Origin of the sequence: Actinoplanes sp. NPDC049681 (assembly GCF_044465265.1) — a bacterium.
Taxonomy (GTDB): domain Bacteria; phylum Actinomycetota; class Actinomycetes; order Mycobacteriales; family Micromonosporaceae; genus Actinoplanes.
In genome coordinates this window covers 430700-449319 of record NZ_JBITLP010000005.1, presented here as the reverse complement: position 1 = coordinate 449319, position 18620 = coordinate 430700, and the positions used below count along the sequence as shown (strand labels likewise).

Below are 18620 nucleotides of genomic sequence, written 5' to 3'. Positions count from 1 at the left end.
ACTCTCCGACTGCTATGAGGTAACTCACCTCACGAACCGTCACATCCACATATGGAAATCTGCCACGGGAAGTGTGCCGTCCATCGGCCACTTCCCGTTGCGTTGCGTCGATACGTGAGCTCGCAAGCAACTGAGCGCACTCGTGCGGTGCCCGAAAGGCTCTGGCGGAGTTGCTTGACCAAGATCGCGTTGCTAGCTTCGCCGCGCTGACCCGCCGAAGAAAATTCGGAACTAGCCGAATTTCGCAGCAGAAAACCAGGTTGTTGCGCTCCTCAACCTCAGAATCTTCTGTGTGGGCCGGGTCACCGTATGGGGGAGGAACACAGACATGAGCACGATGAATCGCCGCGAGCTGCTGAAGTTCGCGGCCGCCGGAACGGTCGCCGTCGGCACGGGCGCGCTCGCCGTCCAGGTGCTGACCACGAGCGGCTCGCAGGCGGCCGTGGAGGGCACCGGCGCGACCGGCCTCGACGAGACGTACAAGGGCCGCCGCATCCAGGCCGCCCCGGCGGGCCTCCGGGCCCAGAGCCGCGACGCCGCGCCGGCCATGCCGCACGTGCTGATCGACGGCAAGCCGCTGCACGTCATGGTGAACGCCGACGGCACGTACACCAGCGTGTCGAACCACTACGAGACCTTCAAGTCCCTGCGCGCGGTCGCCCGCGCCGCCGTCGACCAGCTCGACGGCGCCCAGCTGGTGCCCCTGCACCACGGCTGATCACACCGCGACCCTCCGCAGACGACGAAAGGCTTCGATTCCCATGGGCGTACGCAAGAATCAGCGTGACCTGACCGCCACCGAGCGGCGCAACTTCGTCAACGCCGTCCTGGCGCTCAAGCGCAACGGCCGGTACGACGAGTTCGTCCGTACCCACAACAGCTTCATCCTCAGCGACAGCGACAACGGCGTCCGCGTGGGCCACCGGTCGCCGTCGTTCCTGCCCTGGCACCGCCAGTTCCTGCTCGACTTCGAGCGGGCGCTGCAGGCGATCGACCCGAGCGTGAACCTGCCGTACTGGAACTGGACCGTCGACCGGGACACCACCTCGTCCATCTGGTCCGCCGACTTCATGGGCGGCAACGGCCGCAGCAGCGACGGCCGGGTCACCACCGGCCCCTTCGCGTTCAGCAGCGGCAACTGGACGGTGAACGTCCGCACCGACAGCCGCAACTTCCTGCGGCGGGCCCTGGGCGCCAACGGCCAGACCCTGCCGACCGCCGCCCAGCTCCAGTCGGTGCTGGCCATCAGCACGTACGACGCGGCGCCGTGGAACAGCACCTCGGCCACGGGCTTCCGCAACCAGGTCGAGGGATGGCGCGGCCCGAACCTGCACAACAAGGTGCACGTGTGGGTCGGCGGCGACATGACGGCCGGCACGTCCCCGAACGACCCGGTCTTCTGGCTGCACCACTGCCACATCGACAAGATCTGGTCGGACTGGCAGGCCGCCCACCCGAGCTCCGGCTACCTGCCGACCGGCGGGACGCCCAACGTGATCGACCTCAACGACACGATGGCGCCGTGGAACAACGTCCGCCCGTCGGACCTGCTGGACCACAAGGCCTGGTACACGTACGCCTGATCAGGCCGCGTCACGCAGCGGAGCCGAGCCGGTCACGACACGGTCGCGGCCGGCTCGCTTGGCCGCGTACAGGTTGCGGTCGGCGAGCGAGAGCAGGTGGGGCTGGGTCCGCTGGACGGCCTCGAACACGCCCGCGGCGCCGATGCTGACCGTCACGGGAAGGCCCTCGGTGGTCTCCTCCCACGGGTAGGAGCCCACACCGAGGCGCACCTGCTCGAGCCGTGCGGCCGCCACGTCCACGGGCGTGTGCGGCAGCACGAGCAGGAACTCCTCGCCGCCGAGCCGGGCCACGAAGCCGTCCGGGCAGAGCTCGGTCAGCTCGGCGTCGAGGATCTTCGCCGCCTGCACCAGCACCCGGTCGCCGACGTCGTGGGAGAGCTGGTCGTTGATCCGCTTGAAGTGGTCGAGGTCCACGATCGCCACGGTCAGCTGGGCGTCGGAGGCGATCAGCCCCGGCAGCTCCTCGTCGACGTAGCGCCGGTTGCGCAGCCCGGTCAGCGGGTCGCGGCGGGCCTGCTCGCGGAAGCGCTCGGCCTCGCCGCGGGCCTCGGCCGTCTCGAACATCGCCTGCCGGGTACGGGCCTGCGCCTCCTGTTGCTGGGATCGCAGCTGCTCGTGCGCCTCGAAGAAGTCCTTGTGCATCGCGAACGCCGCGGCGAACTCGCCTCGTGCGGCGTGCAGTTCGGCCTGCTCGCGCTTGACGCGTACGAGCACCTCGTGCAGACCCCGCTGGACGCACTCGGCGCGCGACGCGTCGAGGCTGCCCTGGGCCTGGTCGGTCGCGCCGAGCCCGCGCTGAGCCTTCGCGAGGGTCAGGAAGTACTCGGCCAGGGCGTCGGCGTCGTCCCGCTCGCCGGTCTCGTGCCGCGCGAGGCAGAGCTGCATGGTCCGCTCGGCCTCGGCGTACCGGCCGTTGGTGATCTGGATCGAGGCGACGGTGTCCAGGATCGCCGCGTCGACCTCGAAGCCGTGCTCGTCGGCGTGGGCCAGGAGGCGGCGGACCACGTCGCCGGCGCGCTCGGGGTTGCCGGTGATGTGCTCGAGGTAGGCGTGGTTGTTGAATACCTGCATGTGCAGCCACGGCTCGTTCAGGTCGCGGGCGATCTGCTCGGCCTGGGCGTAGCGGACCCGCGCGTCGGACATCGACGCGGCGAAGCCCAGCGCGTCGGCCAGCTTCGTGACGTGCCACACCTGCATGTGCGGCGTGGCGGTCTCGTCGAGCAGCTCCACCGAGCTGAGCGAGTGCTCCAGCGACTTGGCGGCGTCGCCGAGCAGCCGGTGGATGTTCGCCCACACCAGGTGCGTACGCGCCTGCAGCATGCGGTCGTCGTGCGCGACCGCCCACTCGTGGATCTCGAGGATCTCGCGGTTGGCGCCGGCGAGTTCGCCCATGCGCAGCCGCATGTTGGTCCGGCAGAGCCGGGCGCGGACGACCAGGGTCTCGTCGCCCAGAGCCGCCGCCCGCCGCTCCAGCTCGGTGGCGGTCCGGTAGGTGGCAGGTGCGTCCCACATCATGCGGTCCTCGATCGCCAACAGCGCGATCGACAGTTCTTCGACGGTGTCCACGGGCCGGCCTCCTTCCGCCGGACCTGATCGGCGGCCGGTCCGCCCGATGAAGGCATGCACCACGTCGGCAACCTGGAACGCGCGAACCGGCACCCGGGGACGCTCAGGAGCGGGCGATGAGCACCGGGCAGTCGGCCTGGTGGAGCAGGCGCGTGCCGACCTCGCCCAGCAGGACGCCCTCGAAGCCGTGCCGGCGCGGACCCACCACCACCAGCCGGGCCTGCGCCGAGCGCTCGGCGAGCACCTTGTCGGGTCGGCCGGTGACGACCTCCGCCTCGGCCGTGACCTCGGGATACTTCTCCTGCCAGGTGGCCAGCTGGTCTTCCGCGGCGGTGGATTCGCCCGGTCCGGTGCGCACGGTGATCGCGAGCAGCGGGGCGCGGTGCAGCGACGCCTCCTCGAAGGCGCGGCCGATGACCGGTCCGGAGGCGGGGCTGTCGTCGACACCGACGAGCACGGGTCCGGTGTCCGCGCCGGAACGACCCCGGACGACCACGACCGAGCCCAGCGACTGGGTCGCCACCTGGTTGCCCACCGAGCCGGTCGGCATCCCGGGCATCCTGCGGTTGCCGCGGGAGCCGACGACGAGCAGGGCGGCCACCTCCGCGGCGTGCAGCAGGACCGGGGCCGCGTATCCCGGCAGGGCCAGCCCGCGGACCTCGACGCCGGGCGCGGCCGACCGGGCCACCACCACCGCGGCGTGCAGCACGGCGGCGGTGTCGTCGTCCGGCGCCTGGCGCGCCTGCGGGTCGGTGGTGTCGTGCAGCACGGGATGGTGGCGGTGGAACGCCGTCACCACGCGCAGATCCGCCTCGCGGAGCGCGGCCTCGGCGGCGGCCCACCGGACCGCGGCGGTCGCGCCGGCCGACCCGTCGGCCCCGACGACGATACGTGGCTTGATCATGGCCCCTCCTCGATCGGCAGGCGCATGGCGGCACAGCCTCAGAATCTCGCTCGCCGGTGCCGTTGGCAAGGCCGCAGGAAAGCCGTCACCCCTTCCGGCCCTGGGTGGCCACACCCTCCACGAAGTACCGCTGGCACAGGAAGAAAGCGACGATCATCGGTACGGTGGTGAGCACCGCGCCCGCCAGCACGACCTCCCAGCGCGCCTCGCCCGCCTGGCCGAACTGGTCGAGAACGGCCTTCATCCCGCGCGGCATCGTGAACAGGGCGGGGTCACGCAGGTAGATCAACGGCTTCAGCAGGTCCGACCAGCTCGCCCGGAGCTCGAAGACGAACGAGACGATCAACGCCGGGCGGCACAGCGGCACGGCGATCCGCCAGAACAGCCGCCAGTAGCCGGCACCGTCCACCCGGGCCGCCTCGAAAAGCTCCCGCGGCAGGCCGAGGAAGAACTGCCGGATCAGGAAGATGTAGAACGCGCTGCCGAACAGGTTGCCCGCCCAGAGCGGCACCTGCGTGGCGGCCAGCCCCAGCTCGTTCCAGATCAGGTACGTCGGGATCACCGTGACCGCGCCGGGCAGCATCATGGTGCCGATGACCAGACCGAACAGCGCATGACGGCCGGGGAACCGGAAGTACGCGAAGCCGAACGCCACGACGGCGCTGGAGACGGTCACCGCGGCCGCGGCCGCCACCGCCACCACGACGCTGTTGAGCAGCCAGGTCAGCACGGGCGCCGCCGACCAGATGGTGGCGTAGTTCTCCGGTGCCCAGTCGTGCGGGATCAGCGCGTTGTCGAACACCTCGGAGCGCGGCTTCAGCGACGCGCTGACCAGCCACACGAACGGGTACACGAAGACGACGGCGGCGACGGCCAGGGCGAGCCACAGCGCCCATCGGTACGGCCGCCGGCGTCCGGTCATGGCGTCACTCGCTCTCGTAGTGGACGAAGCGCCCGCCGACCCGGACCTGGACCACCGTGATCAGCACGATGATGAGGAACAGCAGCCAGGCCAGCGCCGAGGCGTATCCCATGTGGAGGAACTGGAAGGCCTGCTGGAAGAGGTAGACGACGTAGAAGAGCGCCGCGTCGTTGCCGTACGACTGCTGGTTGCTGCTGCCGTAGAACGCGGTGTAGACCTCGTCGAAGGTCTGCAGCCCGCTGATCGTGTTGATGATCAGGGTGAAGAACAACGCTCCGCTGATCATCGGTACGGTCACCGCCCGGAACCGTGCCCACGGGGAGGCGCCGTCCATCTCGGCCGCCTCGTACAGGTCCCGGGGCACGTTCTGCAGCGCCGCCAGGTAGATGATCACCGTGCTGCCCAGACTCCAGGCGCCCATCAGCACCAGGCCCGGCTTGATCCACGGCCCGTCCGCGGTCCAGTTCGGCCCGTCGATCCCGGCCCACCCGAGCACCTCGTCGACCAGGCCGACCTGGCCGTTGAACAGCAGCAGGAACAGCACGCCCACGGCCACCTTGGGGGTGACGGTCGGCAGGTAGAACACGGTCCGGAAGAACCCGGCCGACCGGCGCCCGGCGCGGACCAGCAGCATGGCCAGCGCCAGCGACAGGGCCATCGTCAGCGGCACGTGCAGCAGCGTGTAGACGAGCGTATTGGCGAGGCTGGTACGCACCTTGGGGTCGGCGAGGAGCTGCCGGTAGTTCTCCGCGCCCACGTAGTCGGTACTGGTCAGCACGTCGTAGTCGGTGAGCGACAGCACGAGGCTGGCCACCATCGGCCCGGCCATGAAGATCAGGAAGCCGGCGATCCACGGGGAGAGGAATCCGAACGCCGCCCAGGTCTCGCGGCGGCGGTTTGCGGCGGGCATCTCAGGAACCGCTGTTCGCCTTGTCCAGTGCGGCCTGGGCCTGCCGCTGGGCCTGGGCCAGGGCCTCGGCGGGCTGCTGCTTGCCGTCGAGCACCCGGTTGACCGCCTCCTGCCAGGCGGCCTTGAACTCCTCGCCGGCCGCGAGCGCGGGTGTGGCGAACCCGGACTCCTGGGTCCGCAGGACGGTCTGCACGGCCGTGTCGAAGGCCGGGTTGCCGCTGGGCTTCACCACGTCCCGGAAGATGACCTCGTCGGCCTTCTTGTTGCCGGTGAAGACGCCGGTGAACGGCTTGCCGGCCGCCTGCCGCGCCGAGGCCCGCGCCTTGGCGGCCGCGATCCACGTACCGCTGTCCGTCATGGTCTTGATCCATTTGCAGGCCTGGCCGGCGTGCCGGGCCTTCGCCGGGATCGCCCAGGCGTTGCCGGTGATCCAGTCGACCGGACGGCCGTCGGTACCGGGGAACGGCGCCACGGTGAGCTTCACCTTGGGGGAGTTCTCGGCGAGCACGTTGAGGTAGAAGTCCTCCATCGGGAAGGCGCCGAGCTGGCCGGTGGCGAACTGGTTGCGGGCGCCGAAGAAGTCGAAGGAGTCGCGGAAGGACTTGAAGGTCGCCCAGCCGCCCTGGGCCTTGATGAGGTCGGCGGTGTAGGTCAGCGCCTCGACCACCTTGGGGTCGTCGAGCCGTGCGGTCCGGCCGTCGGCGCTGACCATGTCGGCGCCGTTGGCGTGTGCCCACATCGGCAGGAACTCGGGGATCTTGGGATCGAAGCCGATCCGCCGGAGCCGCCCGCCGCTGACCGACGCCATCCGGGCGGAAGCCGCGGACAGCGCCTGCCAGTCACCGCCGGTGAGGTCGGCGGGATCGACTCCGGCGTCCCGCACGACCGCGTCGTTGATCATGAGAACGCGGTTGTTGAAGAAGTCCGGCACGCCGTAGAGGCTGCCGCCGAGCGTGGCCTCGGTGACCGCGGCCTCCCGGTACTGGCTCATGTCGATCTGCTCGCGCCGGACGCAGTCGGTGAGCGGCATGATCGCCTTCTTGGCGGCGTACGTGCCGAGCAGGCGCCGCTCCATGTAGACCAGGTCCGGCGGTGTCCCCGACGCCACGGCGGACAGGAACTGCTGGGCGTTGAAGCTGCCCTCGGAGGCCTTCGCGCTGCTCGGCGCGATGGCGGCGTCAGCGAGGTCGAAGCGGGTCCGCGCGATCTCGTCGCCGGTGCCGAAGCCCATCATCGTGAGCGTCGCCGTCGCGTTGTCGCCGGGCTTCGAGGTGGACTTGCCGACTCCGCCGCAGCCCGCCGCCAGTGCGAGGATCAGGACCGTACCCAAAGCTGCCCGCATGCGCCGAATATAGAAGCGCGCCGATGTCGCCGCATCTCGATCGTGCGCCCTCAGCGGCCGGCGACCGTCCCGGCCAGCAGGCGGCGTCCGGCGGTGCTGCGCAAGGTGGCCGCCACCGCGGCGTCGCGCAGCCATCGGCCGGGGGAGGACCGCACGGTGGTGGTGCGGGTGGCCAGGTCGGTCCAGCCGAGCACCTGGCGGGCGCGGGCGCGGCGCGCGGTTGCCCAGCTGTCGAGGTGCCGCTCCGGTACGCGGCCGTGCACGACACCGGCGAGGGTGCCCGCCAGGGTCACCGCGTCGCGGAGTCCCAGGTTGAGGCCCTGTCCGCCGATGGGGCTGCAGGCGTGCGCCGCGTCGCCGGCGAGCAGGACCGGTCCGCGCCGGAACGTGGCGGCGAGGCGGCGGTGGATGCGGAAGGTGCTGTGCCACCGTACGTCCGTGACCTGCAGCGGCACCCCGCGCCGCTCGGCGTGGTGGAGCAGGTCGGGCAGCGGCTCGGTGTCCGCCGGGCGCTGCCCCGCCGGCAACTGCACGAGCACGCGGCGCCAGCCTTCGAGGTGCATGGGGAGCACCGCGACCAGTCCCGCCGGATCGAGCACCATGTGCACCGCGTCGGCGTCCAGGGGGCAGCCGGCGCGCAGGTCGGCGAGCTGATAGGGGTGCCGGTACGTCGTGCCACGGTAGGCGATGCCGGCGTCCGTACGCACCCGGCTGCCGATCCCGTCGCAGCCGACCACCCAGCGGGCCCGGATCGTCTCCCCGCCGGCGGTCACGGCGGTGGCCCCGTCCGGTCCCCACGACAACCGGTCGATCCTGGTGCTCCGCCGCGCCCGCCGCCCCACCGCGGCCAGCCGGTCGTCGAGGGCGCCCTCGGTGGCACACTGCGGCACGGTGAGGATGTACGGGTACGCCGAGCGCACCAGGTCGGTCCCGTAGCCGCCCAGCGGCCCGTCCGGCGAGTGCACGACGATCCGGTGCGTGGGGCGGCCCAGCGGCAGCAGCATGTCGGTCAGGCCGCTCGGCCGCAGCGCCTCCAGCGTCGCGGCGTGCAGATCCGTGGCGCGCGACTGCGTCACGGGACCGGCGCCGGCGTCGACCACCTCGACGTCGACGCCGGCGGTGGCGAGCAGCAGCGCCGTGGTCAGGCCGACCGGGCCGGCGCCCACCACCAGGACCTGGGTCTTCATGGGCCCACAGTAATGATCACCGCGCAACGGGATCGAAGGTGACCGGCAGCGCCTGCAGCCCGCGCAGCAGGCTGGGCCGCCATCGCAGCTGCTCCGCGGGCACCGCGGCGGTCAGCCGGGGGAGCCGCCGCAGCAGGACGCCGATGCCCTCGACCGCCTCCATCCGGGCCAGCGCCGCCCCGAGGCAGAAGTGCAGGCCGTGACCGAAGGCGACGTGGGGATTGTCCTCGCGGTCGAGGACCACCTCGTCCGGGCGGTCGAAGCGCTCCGGGTCCCGGTTGGCGGCGCCGGTCGACAGGAGCACCACCTCGCCGGGCGGGATGGTGCGACCGCCGATCTCGACCTCCTCGGTCGTGTACCGGACCACGCCGGTCATCACCGGGCCGTCGTAGCGCAGGAACTCCTCCACCGCCGGGGGCAGCAGGGCCGGGTCGGCGCGCAGGGCGGCCATCTCGTACGGCCGCTGCAGCAGCAGGAGCATGCCCGTACCGATGAGGTTGACCGTGGTCTCGTGCCCCGCGACCAGGAGCAGGACGGCCATCGAGATGAGTTCCTCGTCGGTGAGCCGCTGCTCCTCCCCGACGGTCACGAGGTCGCCGAGCATGTCGTCGGTGCGGTCCGTCCGCTTGCTGCGGACGAGACCGGCGAGGTAGTCACGCAGCCTCTGCCGCGCGGCGTCGGCGAGCGCGGCGCTCTGCGCGTCGACCGGCGGCCGGAGCATCTCGGCGCTCTGCCGGCTGAAGAAGGCCCGGTCCGCGAACGGTACGCCGAGCAGCTCGCAGATGACCGCCACGGGCAGCGGGAAGGCGAAGTCCGCGACGAGGTCGGCGTGACCGCGAGGGGCGATCGGGTCGATCAGCTCCTCGGCCAGCTCGCGGACGCGCGGCCGGAGTCCCTCCACCCGTCGCGCGGTGAAGGCACGCGACACCAGGCGGCGCAGCCGGGTGTGATCGGGCGGATCGATGGTCAGCATCGACGGCATCGTCGGCGTGCCGAGCATGCGCGTGCCGGGGGCGACCCGCCGGGGATCGCTGGACAGCCGCGGATCGCCGGCGGCCGCGAGCACGTCCCGGTGCCGGGTCACCATCCAGGCGTCGGTGCCGCCGCGGAGCCGTACCCGCTGGACGGGCCCCGCGGCCCGCAGCTCGGCGAGCCAGGGGTAGGGATCCGGCCGGCGTTCCAGGTCGGCCGGGAAGACGTGGACGTCATCGAGGGCGCGGTCGTCCATGGTGGACTCCTTGCGGCGTCGGAGAAGCGGACATCTCTGTATCGAGCGTTCCAGACAGAGAGATCGTTGTCTATGTTTTCCCGCCGGTGTCATAGGGTCTGCTCATGAACGACACGGCGACCCGGGGGCGGACCACGCCGTCCCGCGAGGCGATCCTGGACGCGGCGTCCACGCTCATGTCCCGGCACGGCTACGCCGCGACGTCGATCTCGCGCATCTCCACGGCGTGCGGCCTGCCGGCCAGCTCGATCTACTGGCACTTCGGCAGCAAGGAGGGCGTCTACCTGGCCGTGCTCCAGCGGGCCCGGCAGGCGCTGGTGGCCGGGCTGCCCGGGACCGTCGTGCCGGGTGCCGACGTGCCCCGGCGGCTCACCGCGTTCCTGAGCGCCGTGGCGGAGGTCTTCGATCGCCATCCCCACGACCTGCGCCTGCTCGTGGGCATCAGCATGCTCGAGGAAACGGCCTGCTCGGCGGCGCGGGCGGAGCTGGCGGACTACCGGCTCGCGCTGCGCCGCTGGCTGGCCGACTCGCTCGGGTCCGTGTTCGGCGTGCCGGGAACGGCGGCGCCGGCCGAGGATCTCGCCGGCTTCCTGCTGACCATCGCCGGCGGGGCCTCGATCGCGCGCTGGTTCGAGGATCCCGACGCCTCGCTGCCCGTCGGCGACCTGCACGTGGCGCTCAGCGCCCTGGCCCGCAGCCGCGGGGTGCTCGACGACGCGCGATGATCATCCTTGGCGCGGACCGCCCGCCGGGGCGGGGAAGCGGCCGGCGAGGCGGCCGCCCAGACCGGCCGGATGCAACACCGCGATCACCAGGACCAGGGCCGCCGCGCCGCCGGCGGCCGGACCGAGCAGCGTCAGCAGCGCGGTCGCGGCGGCCGCCGTGCCGAGCCCCAGGCCGAACACGGTCACCAGCAACAGCCCCACCAGAGCCGCCCGGGACGCGGGCCGGTCCCCGGCGGCCTCGGCCCACCAGGAGGCCTGCAGCCAGAGCAGCAGCGGCACCAGGACCACGCCCATCCCGAGCAGCGTGAGTCCCACGTCGCTGCCGGCGAACGCGGACAGGTCCGGGCCGGTCCCGGCTTGCCACGCCTGCGGAGTGGGCGCGAGGAAGCGGCGGTAGCCGGTGCCGTCCCAGCCGTGCGCCAGCACGAAGAACATCGCCAGGTATCCGAGCGGCATCTGCAGCCAGGCGAGGTAGCGATGGCCTCGCCGCCACAGCTCCCGCGCGGCGACGTACCCGAGCACGCCCTGGGTGACGTTGGTGAGCGCGAACGCCGCGACCAGCCAGCCGGGCAGGTCGGCGGGGCTGCTCGCGGCGTACATCGTCTCCCAGCCGGTGAACCGCCACAGCAGCCAGATCCCGCTGGGAGCGAAGACGCAGGCCAGGAAGAGCACGGTGGCGGCGAACCGGCGGTCGTCCAGCAGCCGTGCCGCGGGCCGTGCGGCCGCCGACGCCGCTGCGGCCGTGCCGTAGCCGGCCCCGATCGCGTACGACCAGAAGACGTCGACCTGGACCATGGGGTACCTCCGGGGGTCACCGGCGGGCGAGGCCGCCGAACATGAGGGTGACGACAGCCTCGATCCACCGGTCCCGCAGCGCGGCGTGACCGGGATTGCGGGCGACCTCCGCGGCGCCCGCGACGATGATCCCGTTGATGACCCGGGACAGCGTGTCGACGTCCAGCCCGGCGCGCAGGAAGCCGCGCTCGACGCCGTTGGTGAGATAGGCGGCGGTGTAGGCGGCGAACAGCTCCTGGGCGACCATCACCCGGTCGCGCAGGTCGGCGTCGACGGCGGCCAGGTCGATGAAGACGAGCCGGGCCAGCGCCGGGTCGTCGGCGAAGAGGCGGTACAGCCGCAGGCCGATCCGGCGTACCTGGTCCCGGTACTCGTCCAGGGTGGTGCTGGCGGCGGCGTCCTCGGCGGCCACCACCGCGGCGATCCGCTCCAGCGCCCGGTCCAGCACCGCGGCCGCCACGTCCCGCTTGTTCGTGAAGTAGCGGTAGACGGTGCCGTGCCCGATCCCCAGCTCGCCGGCGAGGTCGGCGATGCCCGCGGCGGCGTATCCCTTGCGGGCGAAGACGGTGTGGGCGGCGTCCAGGATCGCCTCCCGGCGGCCCGGCTCAGCGGTGCGCGGCATAACGGAATGACACATCATTCCGCTACCTGAGCGCAAGCCCCCGGCCCGGACTCAGCCGGACCTCAGCCGGACCACGGGCGTCGTCCGCATGGTGTGACTCTCCAGAGACAGCTGAGGAGTCCCATGAAGAAGACACTGGCTCGCCTGCCGGTAGCGGTGGGCGCCGCCGTGGCGGTCGTCGCGTCGCTAGCCGGCACCGCGGCCGCCACGGTCGTGACGCCCGCCGCCCCCCGGGCGGGCAAGCTCGTGCAGGTCGGCCCGATCGCCGAGCACGGCTTTCCGGCGTGGTACCGCGACAGCAACAACGTGCGCCTCGAAGCGTGCGTCACGCTCGACGACCCGCTCTGCCCCGCGCTGCCCGACACGGTGCCGAACCCGGACGCCCCGGTTTCGTACCCGGACAACTTCCCCGACGAGTTCTTCTACCAGCTCGCCGGCGTGGACATGACGCTGAACAACGGCGTACGCGCGACGATCGGCATGGACCTCGAGGGCGCCTGGGCCGCCGGCGAGGTGCGCGAGGGCGACCAGATGGTCTTCGGCCGCGTCCGGATCCGGTTCGACGCCCCTGCGGGCGAGCGCTACCGCATCGTGCACCCGTACGGCATCGACGACATCGTCGCCGGCGACAAGGGCGTCAACATGACCGAGGACGTCGGCATCACGCCCGGCGCCTTCGGCGGGGCGCTGAACTCGCGGATCGGCCCGTTCCTCAAGTGGGACCCGGCCGTCGCCCCGGCGGCTCCGGCCGGCTACATCGGCGACCCGGGCGTCGACCACAAGGTGGTGGGCAGCCCGTACAACACCAACTTCGTGCGGATCGAGCGCCTCGACCCGCTGACCGGCGCGGTCATCTCGCAGGTGGGCTTCACCGACCTGTTCAGCATCCAGGGCCGCTACGCGACCAACGCCGGCGTGGACATCGACCAGGCGACCTACAGCCTCGGCTCGGACGGCACCGGCGTGGTCGAGGTCTTCGCCACCAGCGAGCCCGACAAGGTCATCGAGGTCGTCGGCAACCCCGCCCTCGGCTTCCGCGGCACCCGGCTGCGGGGCGCCAACGGCCACTACTACGGCCGCTTCCCGGTCACGGGCCCGATCCCCGCGGGGACCAAGATCGAGGTCGTCAACGCCAGCGACCAGCCGGCGACTCACAAGACCCGCGCGCTGGTGGACGTCGTCCGGGTCGACGACGTCGACTACGACGCCGACGCGCAGACCCTGAGCGTCGACGCCAGCTCGAGCGACCGCAGTGCCCGTCCGCAGCTGACGGTGACCGGCTTCGGGCCGCTCGGGAACTCGCCGTTCAGCGGCGTCGTGGCGCCCCCCGCCACCATCACGGTGACGTCGTCCGCCGGCGGCTCGGCCACGATGAACCTGATCAGCACCGGTCGCACGTTCCGCCCCGGCGCCCCGGTGGCCGCCGCGACGGCCGACACCCCGGCCATCATCGGCCAGACCGTGCGCCTCGACGGCCGCGCCTCGGCCGGCGAGATCGACACGTACCGGTGGACGCAGACCGCCGGACCGCAGGTCACCCTGGCCGACCCGGCCGCGGCCCTGACCACGTTCGTGCCGACCGTGCCGGGCGACTACACCTTCAGCCTCGCCGTGACGGGTCCCGGCGGCGCCGCGATCCCGGTCTCGATCACCGTCACCGTCACCCAGGCGGCCGTTCCGACCGCCGCCGCCGGTGCGGACCAGACCGTGGTCCGGGGCCGGGCGGTGACGCTGGACGGCTCGGGTTCCGCGGCCGTGGAGTCGTACTCGTGGCGCCAGGTGTCCGGTCCCGCCGTGACGCTGTCCGGCGCGACGACCGCCCGTCCCACGTTCACCTACCCGGTGCAGGCGCTGCCGGCGGTGCCCGGCCCGAACGCGGCGTACGTCTACGACAACGACCCCGTGGTGCTCGAGCTGACCGTGCGCAACCCGGCCGGCATCGCCGTGGACCAGGTCGTCGTGCGGCCGCAGCCCGAGACCCTCTCGGGCATCACGGTCCGGTACCGCACCGGCAGCAACGAGTGGCGGATCTCCGGCACCAGCGACCTGATCGCCGGACAGCGCTTCGCGGCGGTGCTGGGCAGCAACCTCAACGGCCGGGTGATCGGTACGCCGCAGGTGGTCGACGCCGCCGGGGCGTTCAGCCTCCGGGTGACGGGCCCGTCGCCCGGCACCGTCCGGACGGTCATGCTGGTCACCTCGACCGGGGCACGACAGCTGGTCAACGTCACGGTCACGAACTGACGAAGCACCGGATCACGGCGTAGCCGTGCAGAAGGCGGCGGTCTCCGAACTCAGGAGGCCGCCGCCAGCTGTTTGCGCAGGTGCGCGCTCGAGGCGGACGACACCTGCTCGGCGATGGCGTCGCGGATCACCGAGCTGCGGTGCCGCACCTCGCCCTCCGGCCCCTCGCTGAGCAGGTTGGCGTGCACCAGGCTGTCGATGCAGGAGAGCAGCTCCGGCACCGTGCGGCCGGTGATCGGCGCCAGGTCGGCGGTGCTCAGCGGGCCGAGCACCGCGCAGGACCGCAGCACCTCCCAGGCCAGCTCCGGCATCCACCGCGTCCGCTGCCGGGCGATCTGCATCGCCACCGCGTGGGTGATCTCCGCGGGCTGGGAGTCGACGGCCACCAGGGCCGGGATGCCCCCGCTGCGCTCCGCCAGGCCGGGATCGCCCAGCGGCTTCAGCTCGTCGGCCGTCAGCGCGGACAGGCGCAGCACCACGGGGGTGTTCAGGGTCGCCAGCGGGCGGCCGACGATCTGGGACGGATAGCAGTACGTGAGCACGATGCGCAGCGTGGGACAGTGCCGGTTGAGCCACGCCAGCTCGGCGACGCTGACCTGGTCCAGGTCGGCGGCGTCGTCGACGGCCAGGTACGCCGGTTCCGGACCGGCGAGGACAGTACCGATCAGCTCCAGCTCGTCGCGGCGCAGCGGCCGGTCGGCGGCGGCGTCGACGACCGCGAGCACGTCGGGGTCGGCGCCCAGATCCAACAGGGCGGCACGCAGCCAGGCCAGCCTCAGCACACCGGCCGACGCGCCGCCGTGCCCGACGCCGGTCCGGCCGGGCGCGTGCCGGGCGACCTCGGCCAGGAAGGCGGACTTGCCCGAGCCGACCGGCCCGACGACGTGCACCATCCGGGGCGCGTCCGGGCCGAACAGCACGCTCAGCTGGGTGGTCCGGCCCAGGAAGCGTTCCTGGGTCACGGGGGCCGGCACGCTGCGCAGCGCGGGCGCGCGCTTCGCCGGGCGCGGATCCGGCTCCGGTGCGGGCTCGGCGGCGGCCGTGACGGCGTGCCGCTCGGCCAGCACCGCGCGCTGGAGGCGTACGAGCCCCGGCGACGGCGGCACACCGAGTTCCTCGTCGAGCACCCGGCGGCAGCGGTCGAAGATGCGCAGCGCCTCGTCCGGGCGTTCCATGGCCACCGCGGCCGCCATCGCCGCCTCGTAGCCGGACTCCAGGTACGGGCTCATCTCGATCGCGTCCAGGGCGAGGCGCAGCGAGCGCGCGGGGTCGTTCGCCAGGGCGGCCTTGGCGAGCTCCAGCAGCGAGTTGACGGCGGCGAACTGCACCTCGGAGCGGGCGGCCTCGGCCCAGTCGGCGTACGGGTCCTCGGGGAACGGCAGCTGCCGGGCCAGGGTGAGGATTCCGGCGTGCGCGGCGAGGCGCTCCTGACCGTCCGGCGGCAGTTCGTCCAGGCTGCGGATCGCGGCGCGCAGCTCGGCGAGGTCGAGCGCGGCGCGGCTGGTGTCGAACAGGTAGCCGCTGTTGCGGGTCACGATGAACCAGGACCCGGCGTTGCCGCTGGGCTGCAGGCGCCGCCGGATGACCGAGACGTAGTGCTCGAGGGCCGCCACGTGGTTGCCGGGCAGCTTCGTGCCCCACACCGCGTCGGCGAGCGCGTCCTTCGACTGGATGCGGTCGTGGCGGGCGGCGAGGACCGCCAGCACCTGCCGGGCACGGCGCGGCAGTTCACCGGCGGGCAGGATTACGCCGTCACCGTCCGTCACCGTCATCTGTCCGAGCACGCAGACGCGCATCACCCACCTCCTCGCCGGGCTCAAATCGGCAGCGGAGGGCCGGGCTGAACGATTCCGGGCCGCCGGGCTTTCCGCGCTGAGGCCGGGCTGAAGAGACGCCCGTCGATCCAGCCCCGCCTCCAGAATTTCCAACGGTGCACCTCAGAGCCCGTTCCTAAGGTTTCGCATCACCTGCTCGTATCTCGCTGGGAGTTCGGATGACTCAAGGAAACATGAGCCGGCGCGGCCTGCTCAAAGGTGCGCTGGCGGTCGGTGGCGGAGGGCTGATCGTCGCCGCCGGCGGCGGCGAGGTGATCGCCAAGGCCAGCACGCTGGCCGCGAAGAACACCCCCACGCCGTTCACCAACCTCTTCCGGCGCCCGCCGGTGCTCATGCCGACCGAGCAGGGCGTCGACGAGAAGGGTCCGTTCCACCGCTACCGGCTGACCCAGTGCACCGCCCAGGCGAACATCCTTCCCGGCCTGACCACCATGATCGCCGGCTACAACGGCATCTTCCCCGGCCCGACCATCAAGGTGCCGCAGGGAACCCGCAGCGAGGTGCGGATCGCGAACAAGCTGCCGGCCGTCAACCCGCTGCACGGCAAGCCGTTCAGCACCGTCACCCACCTGCACGGCTCGGCGTCGCTCCCGCAGTACGACGGGTACGCGAACGACCAGACCAAGCCGGGGGAGTGCAAGACGTACAAGTACCCCAACTGGCAGCAGGCGCGCACGCTCTGGTATCACGACCACAACCACATGACGACCGCCCAGAACGTGTTCTCCGGGCTCGCGGCGCAGTACCACCTGAGCGACCAGTACGAGCGCGCCCAGCTGCCGCAGGGTGAGTATGACGTCCCCTGCATCGTCAGCGACATGGCGTTCAACGCCGACGGCACGGTGGCCTTCGACTTCGGTGACAACGCCGGCTTCATGGGCGACGTGATCATGGTCAACGGCGTGCCGTGGCCCAAGATGCGGGTCAAGCCGCGGGTGTACCGGTTCCGGATGCTGGTGGCCAGCATCTCGCGGTCGTACCGGTTCGCGCTCAGCACCGGCGACCCGCTGTACGTGGTGGGCAATGACGCCGGCATGACGCCCGTGGTCAACGCCGTCGCCTCCTACCGGCACGCGGCCGCGGAGCGGTACGAGATCCTCATCGACTTCCGGAAGTACAAGCCGGGCCAGAAGATCGAACTGCGCAACCTCAGCAACAAGAACAACATCGACTTCGCCAACACCGGCAAGGTCATGCAGTTCGAGGTCGTCGCCGACCCGGCCGGTCCGGACCCGTACGTGATCCCCAAGACGCTGGACCTGGGCCCGCAGCCGTTCCAGAACCGGGGTGCGATCGAGGTCAGCAAGCTGAAGCCGGAGATGGCCAAGGCCCACCGGACCATGCGGCTGGAGCGCAAACACGGCATCTGGACCGTCAACGGCGAGACCTGGGACGACGTCGAGAAGACGAACTTCCAGCGGGTGTTCGCCAACCCGCAGCCGTACGACGTCGAGCAGTGGACCCTGGTCAACGAGTCGGGTGGCTGGTACCACCCGCTGCACATCCACCTCATCGACGCCAAGATCATCGCCCGGAACACGACGCCGGACGGCAAGGCGCACGCCTGGGAGGGCGGCGGCAAGGACGTCTTCTACCTGGGCGAGAACGAGACCGTCACCGCGCTCATGCAGTTCACCACCGGCGACGGCAACGCCGGCGGCCGGTACATGACGCACTGCCACAACCTCATTCACGAAGACAACGACATGATGATCCAGTTTGCGGTGGGCGACGTGAACACCAACGACCCGGTCAAATCGGACGCCGCGTACCACGACGAGGAGCCCGTGCAGCCGGTCGTGTACGCCCCCAGCTACCCGCTGGGCACCTGATGACCGCCCTGATGACGCTCCGCACCCGGTTGTGGCGGGTGTTGCTGGTCGCGTTGATCCTGGTGGGCGGCGGTCTCCTGCTCCGCTCCGGCGGCTGGTTCGCCACCGCCGAGGCCGAGCCGGCGCTCAAGCCCGCCGGCGTGGTCAACGACGACGCCGGCGACGAGCTCGCCACGACGACCTTCGACGGTGCCATGGTGCGCGAGCGGGCGGCCATCGCGATCCACCCCGCCAAGGGCGCGGATCGCGGGCAGATCACCCGCGAGCTGCGGGCATCGGCGCGGGCGGCGGGCATGGGCGAGCTGTCGGAGGCGACGTTCGCCGTCTTCAGCCCGCAGATGCTCGAGTACCTGGTGCCGGAGATGACGTTCGTGCTGCCGGAGAACACGTCGGTTCCCGACGCCGAGGCCTTCATGCGCGACCACCAGCCGCGCACCGTGGCGTTCTACCTGGTCCAGCCGGTGCTGGTGCACGACCTCACCTTCGCGGTCGTCCCCGCCCCGGGCATCTCACCGGCCGAGGTGCGGGACCGCGCCGACCGGGAGGGCATGCTGTCGGACTCGCTGAACCACTACGTCTCGACGGTGCAGGAGTCGGGTCTGACGGTGCGCTACTTCGGGGCCATCATCAGCGACGGCCAGGTCCTCGCGGTGCGCGAGGCGCTGGGGCGGGCCGCGGGCGTGGCCGCCGAGCGGGTATCGGTCTCCCCGAACCTGCCCGGGCCCGGCGTGGACCTGTCGCAGGGCGTGCCGGATCTGTCCGAGCACTCGAGCGGTCACGGCGGCCACCACGGCTGACCTGTGGCGTGCGCTGAAGCCGTCCCCGGTGTTCCGGGGGCGGCTTCAGCCCGTGCTCAGGCAGACCTGAGGGCGACCACACCGGCGATCTCCAGGATGGGTGCCATCAAGCGCTTCCCCCTGACTCC

At 71.7% G+C, this 18620-nt stretch carries 16 protein-coding genes; 6 read left to right on the top strand and 10 right to left on the bottom strand.

Annotation, left to right across the window (positions count from 1 at the left end; translation table 11 throughout):
* Window positions 1-328: 328 nt before the first annotated feature.
* Window positions 329-718: a tyrosinase family oxidase copper chaperone gene (locus tag ACIBO8_RS20340; protein ID WP_396116812.1), complete on the top strand. Its 390-nt coding sequence runs from the start codon at window positions 329-331 to the stop codon at window positions 716-718.
* A 43-nt stretch (window positions 719-761) separates the two neighbouring features.
* Window positions 762-1583 (top strand): tyrosinase family protein, encoded by an 822-nt coding sequence (locus ACIBO8_RS20335; protein WP_396116811.1) that lies wholly within the window; start codon window positions 762-764, stop codon window positions 1581-1583.
* On the opposite strand, the gene ACIBO8_RS20330 is transcribed toward ACIBO8_RS20335, so the two are convergent.
* The 7 genes from ACIBO8_RS20330 to ACIBO8_RS20300 all read right to left on the bottom strand — a co-directional run bounded on the left by ACIBO8_RS20330 (window position 1584) and on the right by ACIBO8_RS20300 (window position 9642).
* On the bottom strand, window positions 1584-3149 hold the full coding sequence (locus tag ACIBO8_RS20330) for a diguanylate cyclase (protein ID WP_396116810.1): 1566 nt from the start codon (window positions 3147-3149) through the stop codon (window positions 1584-1586).
* Between the two features lie 103 nt (window positions 3150-3252).
* Window positions 3253-4053 (bottom strand): universal stress protein, encoded by an 801-nt coding sequence (locus ACIBO8_RS20325; protein ID WP_396116809.1) that lies wholly within the window; start codon window positions 4051-4053, stop codon window positions 3253-3255.
* Between the two features lie 85 nt (window positions 4054-4138).
* Window positions 4139-4975 (bottom strand): carbohydrate ABC transporter permease, encoded by an 837-nt coding sequence (locus ACIBO8_RS20320; protein WP_396116808.1) that lies wholly within the window; start codon window positions 4973-4975, stop codon window positions 4139-4141.
* A 4-nt stretch (window positions 4976-4979) separates the two neighbouring features.
* Window positions 4980-5885 (bottom strand): carbohydrate ABC transporter permease, encoded by a 906-nt coding sequence (locus ACIBO8_RS20315; protein WP_396116807.1) that lies wholly within the window; start codon window positions 5883-5885, stop codon window positions 4980-4982.
* 1 nt (window position 5886) lies between these two features.
* Window positions 5887-7227 (bottom strand): ABC transporter substrate-binding protein, encoded by a 1341-nt coding sequence (locus tag ACIBO8_RS20310; protein WP_396116806.1) that lies wholly within the window; start codon window positions 7225-7227, stop codon window positions 5887-5889.
* A gap of 50 nt (window positions 7228-7277) precedes the next feature.
* Window positions 7278-8414 (bottom strand): FAD-dependent oxidoreductase, encoded by a 1137-nt coding sequence (locus ACIBO8_RS20305; RefSeq protein ID WP_396116805.1) that lies wholly within the window; start codon window positions 8412-8414, stop codon window positions 7278-7280.
* A gap of 16 nt (window positions 8415-8430) precedes the next feature.
* Complete coding sequence (locus ACIBO8_RS20300) at window positions 8431-9642, bottom strand: cytochrome P450 (protein ID WP_396116804.1); 1212 nt, start codon at window positions 9640-9642, stop codon at window positions 8431-8433.
* Between the two features lie 104 nt (window positions 9643-9746).
* On the opposite strand from ACIBO8_RS20300, the gene ACIBO8_RS20295 reads away from it, so the two are divergent.
* Complete coding sequence (locus ACIBO8_RS20295; RefSeq protein ID WP_396116803.1) at window positions 9747-10367, top strand: TetR/AcrR family transcriptional regulator; 621 nt, start codon at window positions 9747-9749, stop codon at window positions 10365-10367.
* Here ACIBO8_RS20295 and ACIBO8_RS20290 read toward each other — a convergent pair whose 3' ends face one another.
* Entirely contained in the window at window positions 10368-11162 is a 795-nt protein-coding gene (locus tag ACIBO8_RS20290) for a hypothetical protein (protein WP_396116802.1), read from the bottom strand.
* Between the two features lie 16 nt (window positions 11163-11178).
* The gene (locus ACIBO8_RS20285) at window positions 11179-11784 is read right to left on the bottom strand and encodes a TetR family transcriptional regulator (protein ID WP_396116801.1); all 606 of its coding nucleotides are present in this window, start codon (window positions 11782-11784) and stop codon (window positions 11179-11181) included.
* Window positions 11785-11907: 123 nt separating this feature from the next.
* Here ACIBO8_RS20285 and ACIBO8_RS20280 point away from each other — a divergent pair, with 123 nt between their 5' ends.
* Window positions 11908-14028, top strand: a complete 2121-nt coding sequence (locus tag ACIBO8_RS20280) for a PKD domain-containing protein (RefSeq protein ID WP_396116800.1) — start codon at window positions 11908-11910, stop codon at window positions 14026-14028.
* 50 nt (window positions 14029-14078) lie between these two features.
* On the opposite strand, the gene ACIBO8_RS20275 is transcribed toward ACIBO8_RS20280, so the two are convergent.
* On the bottom strand, window positions 14079-15824 hold the full coding sequence (locus tag ACIBO8_RS20275; RefSeq protein WP_396116799.1) for a BTAD domain-containing putative transcriptional regulator: 1746 nt from the start codon (window positions 15822-15824) through the stop codon (window positions 14079-14081).
* 197 nt (window positions 15825-16021) lie between these two features.
* On the opposite strand from ACIBO8_RS20275, the gene ACIBO8_RS20270 reads away from it, so the two are divergent.
* Both ACIBO8_RS20270 and ACIBO8_RS20265 read left to right on the top strand, forming a co-directional pair.
* A complete protein-coding gene (locus tag ACIBO8_RS20270; protein ID WP_396116798.1) occupies window positions 16022-17695 on the top strand; it encodes a multicopper oxidase family protein in 1674 nt (557 codons plus the stop codon).
* 11 nt (window positions 17696-17706) lie between these two features.
* Complete coding sequence (locus ACIBO8_RS20265; protein ID WP_396116797.1) at window positions 17707-18492, top strand: hypothetical protein; 786 nt, start codon at window positions 17707-17709, stop codon at window positions 18490-18492.
* The last annotated feature ends 128 nt before the right edge of the window (window positions 18493-18620 follow it).

What these genes read in the sequence shown, in the direction of transcription:
- ACIBO8_RS20340 (WP_396116812.1), top strand. Translation starts at nt 329, where the DNA reads ATGAGCACGATGAATCGCCGCGAGCTGCTGAAGTTCGCGGCCGCCGGA.
- ACIBO8_RS20335 (WP_396116811.1), top strand. Translation starts at nt 762, where the DNA reads ATGGGCGTACGCAAGAATCAGCGTGACCTGACCGCCACCGAGCGGCGC.
- ACIBO8_RS20325 (WP_396116809.1), bottom strand. Translation starts at nt 4,053, where the DNA reads ATGATCAAGCCACGTATCGTCGTCGGGGCCGACGGGTCGGCCGGCGCG.
- ACIBO8_RS20320 (WP_396116808.1), bottom strand. Translation starts at nt 4,975, where the DNA reads ATGACCGGACGCCGGCGGCCGTACCGATGGGCGCTGTGGCTCGCCCTG.
- ACIBO8_RS20315 (WP_396116807.1), bottom strand. Translation starts at nt 5,885, where the DNA reads ATGCCCGCCGCAAACCGCCGCCGCGAGACCTGGGCGGCGTTCGGATTC.
- ACIBO8_RS20310 (WP_396116806.1), bottom strand. Translation starts at nt 7,227, where the DNA reads ATGCGGGCAGCTTTGGGTACGGTCCTGATCCTCGCACTGGCGGCGGGC.
- ACIBO8_RS20305 (WP_396116805.1), bottom strand. Translation starts at nt 8,414, where the DNA reads ATGAAGACCCAGGTCCTGGTGGTGGGCGCCGGCCCGGTCGGCCTGACC.
- ACIBO8_RS20300 (WP_396116804.1), bottom strand. Translation starts at nt 9,642, where the DNA reads ATGGACGACCGCGCCCTCGATGACGTCCACGTCTTCCCGGCCGACCTG.
- ACIBO8_RS20295 (WP_396116803.1), top strand. Translation starts at nt 9,747, where the DNA reads ATGAACGACACGGCGACCCGGGGGCGGACCACGCCGTCCCGCGAGGCG.
- ACIBO8_RS20290 (WP_396116802.1), bottom strand. Translation starts at nt 11,162, where the DNA reads ATGGTCCAGGTCGACGTCTTCTGGTCGTACGCGATCGGGGCCGGCTAC.
- ACIBO8_RS20285 (WP_396116801.1), bottom strand. Translation starts at nt 11,784, where the DNA reads ATGCCGCGCACCGCTGAGCCGGGCCGCCGGGAGGCGATCCTGGACGCC.
- ACIBO8_RS20280 (WP_396116800.1), top strand. Translation starts at nt 11,908, where the DNA reads ATGAAGAAGACACTGGCTCGCCTGCCGGTAGCGGTGGGCGCCGCCGTG.
- ACIBO8_RS20275 (WP_396116799.1), bottom strand. Translation starts at nt 15,824, where the DNA reads ATGCGCGTCTGCGTGCTCGGACAGATGACGGTGACGGACGGTGACGGC.
- ACIBO8_RS20270 (WP_396116798.1), top strand. Translation starts at nt 16,022, where the DNA reads ATGACTCAAGGAAACATGAGCCGGCGCGGCCTGCTCAAAGGTGCGCTG.
- ACIBO8_RS20265 (WP_396116797.1), top strand. Translation starts at nt 17,707, where the DNA reads ATGACGCTCCGCACCCGGTTGTGGCGGGTGTTGCTGGTCGCGTTGATC.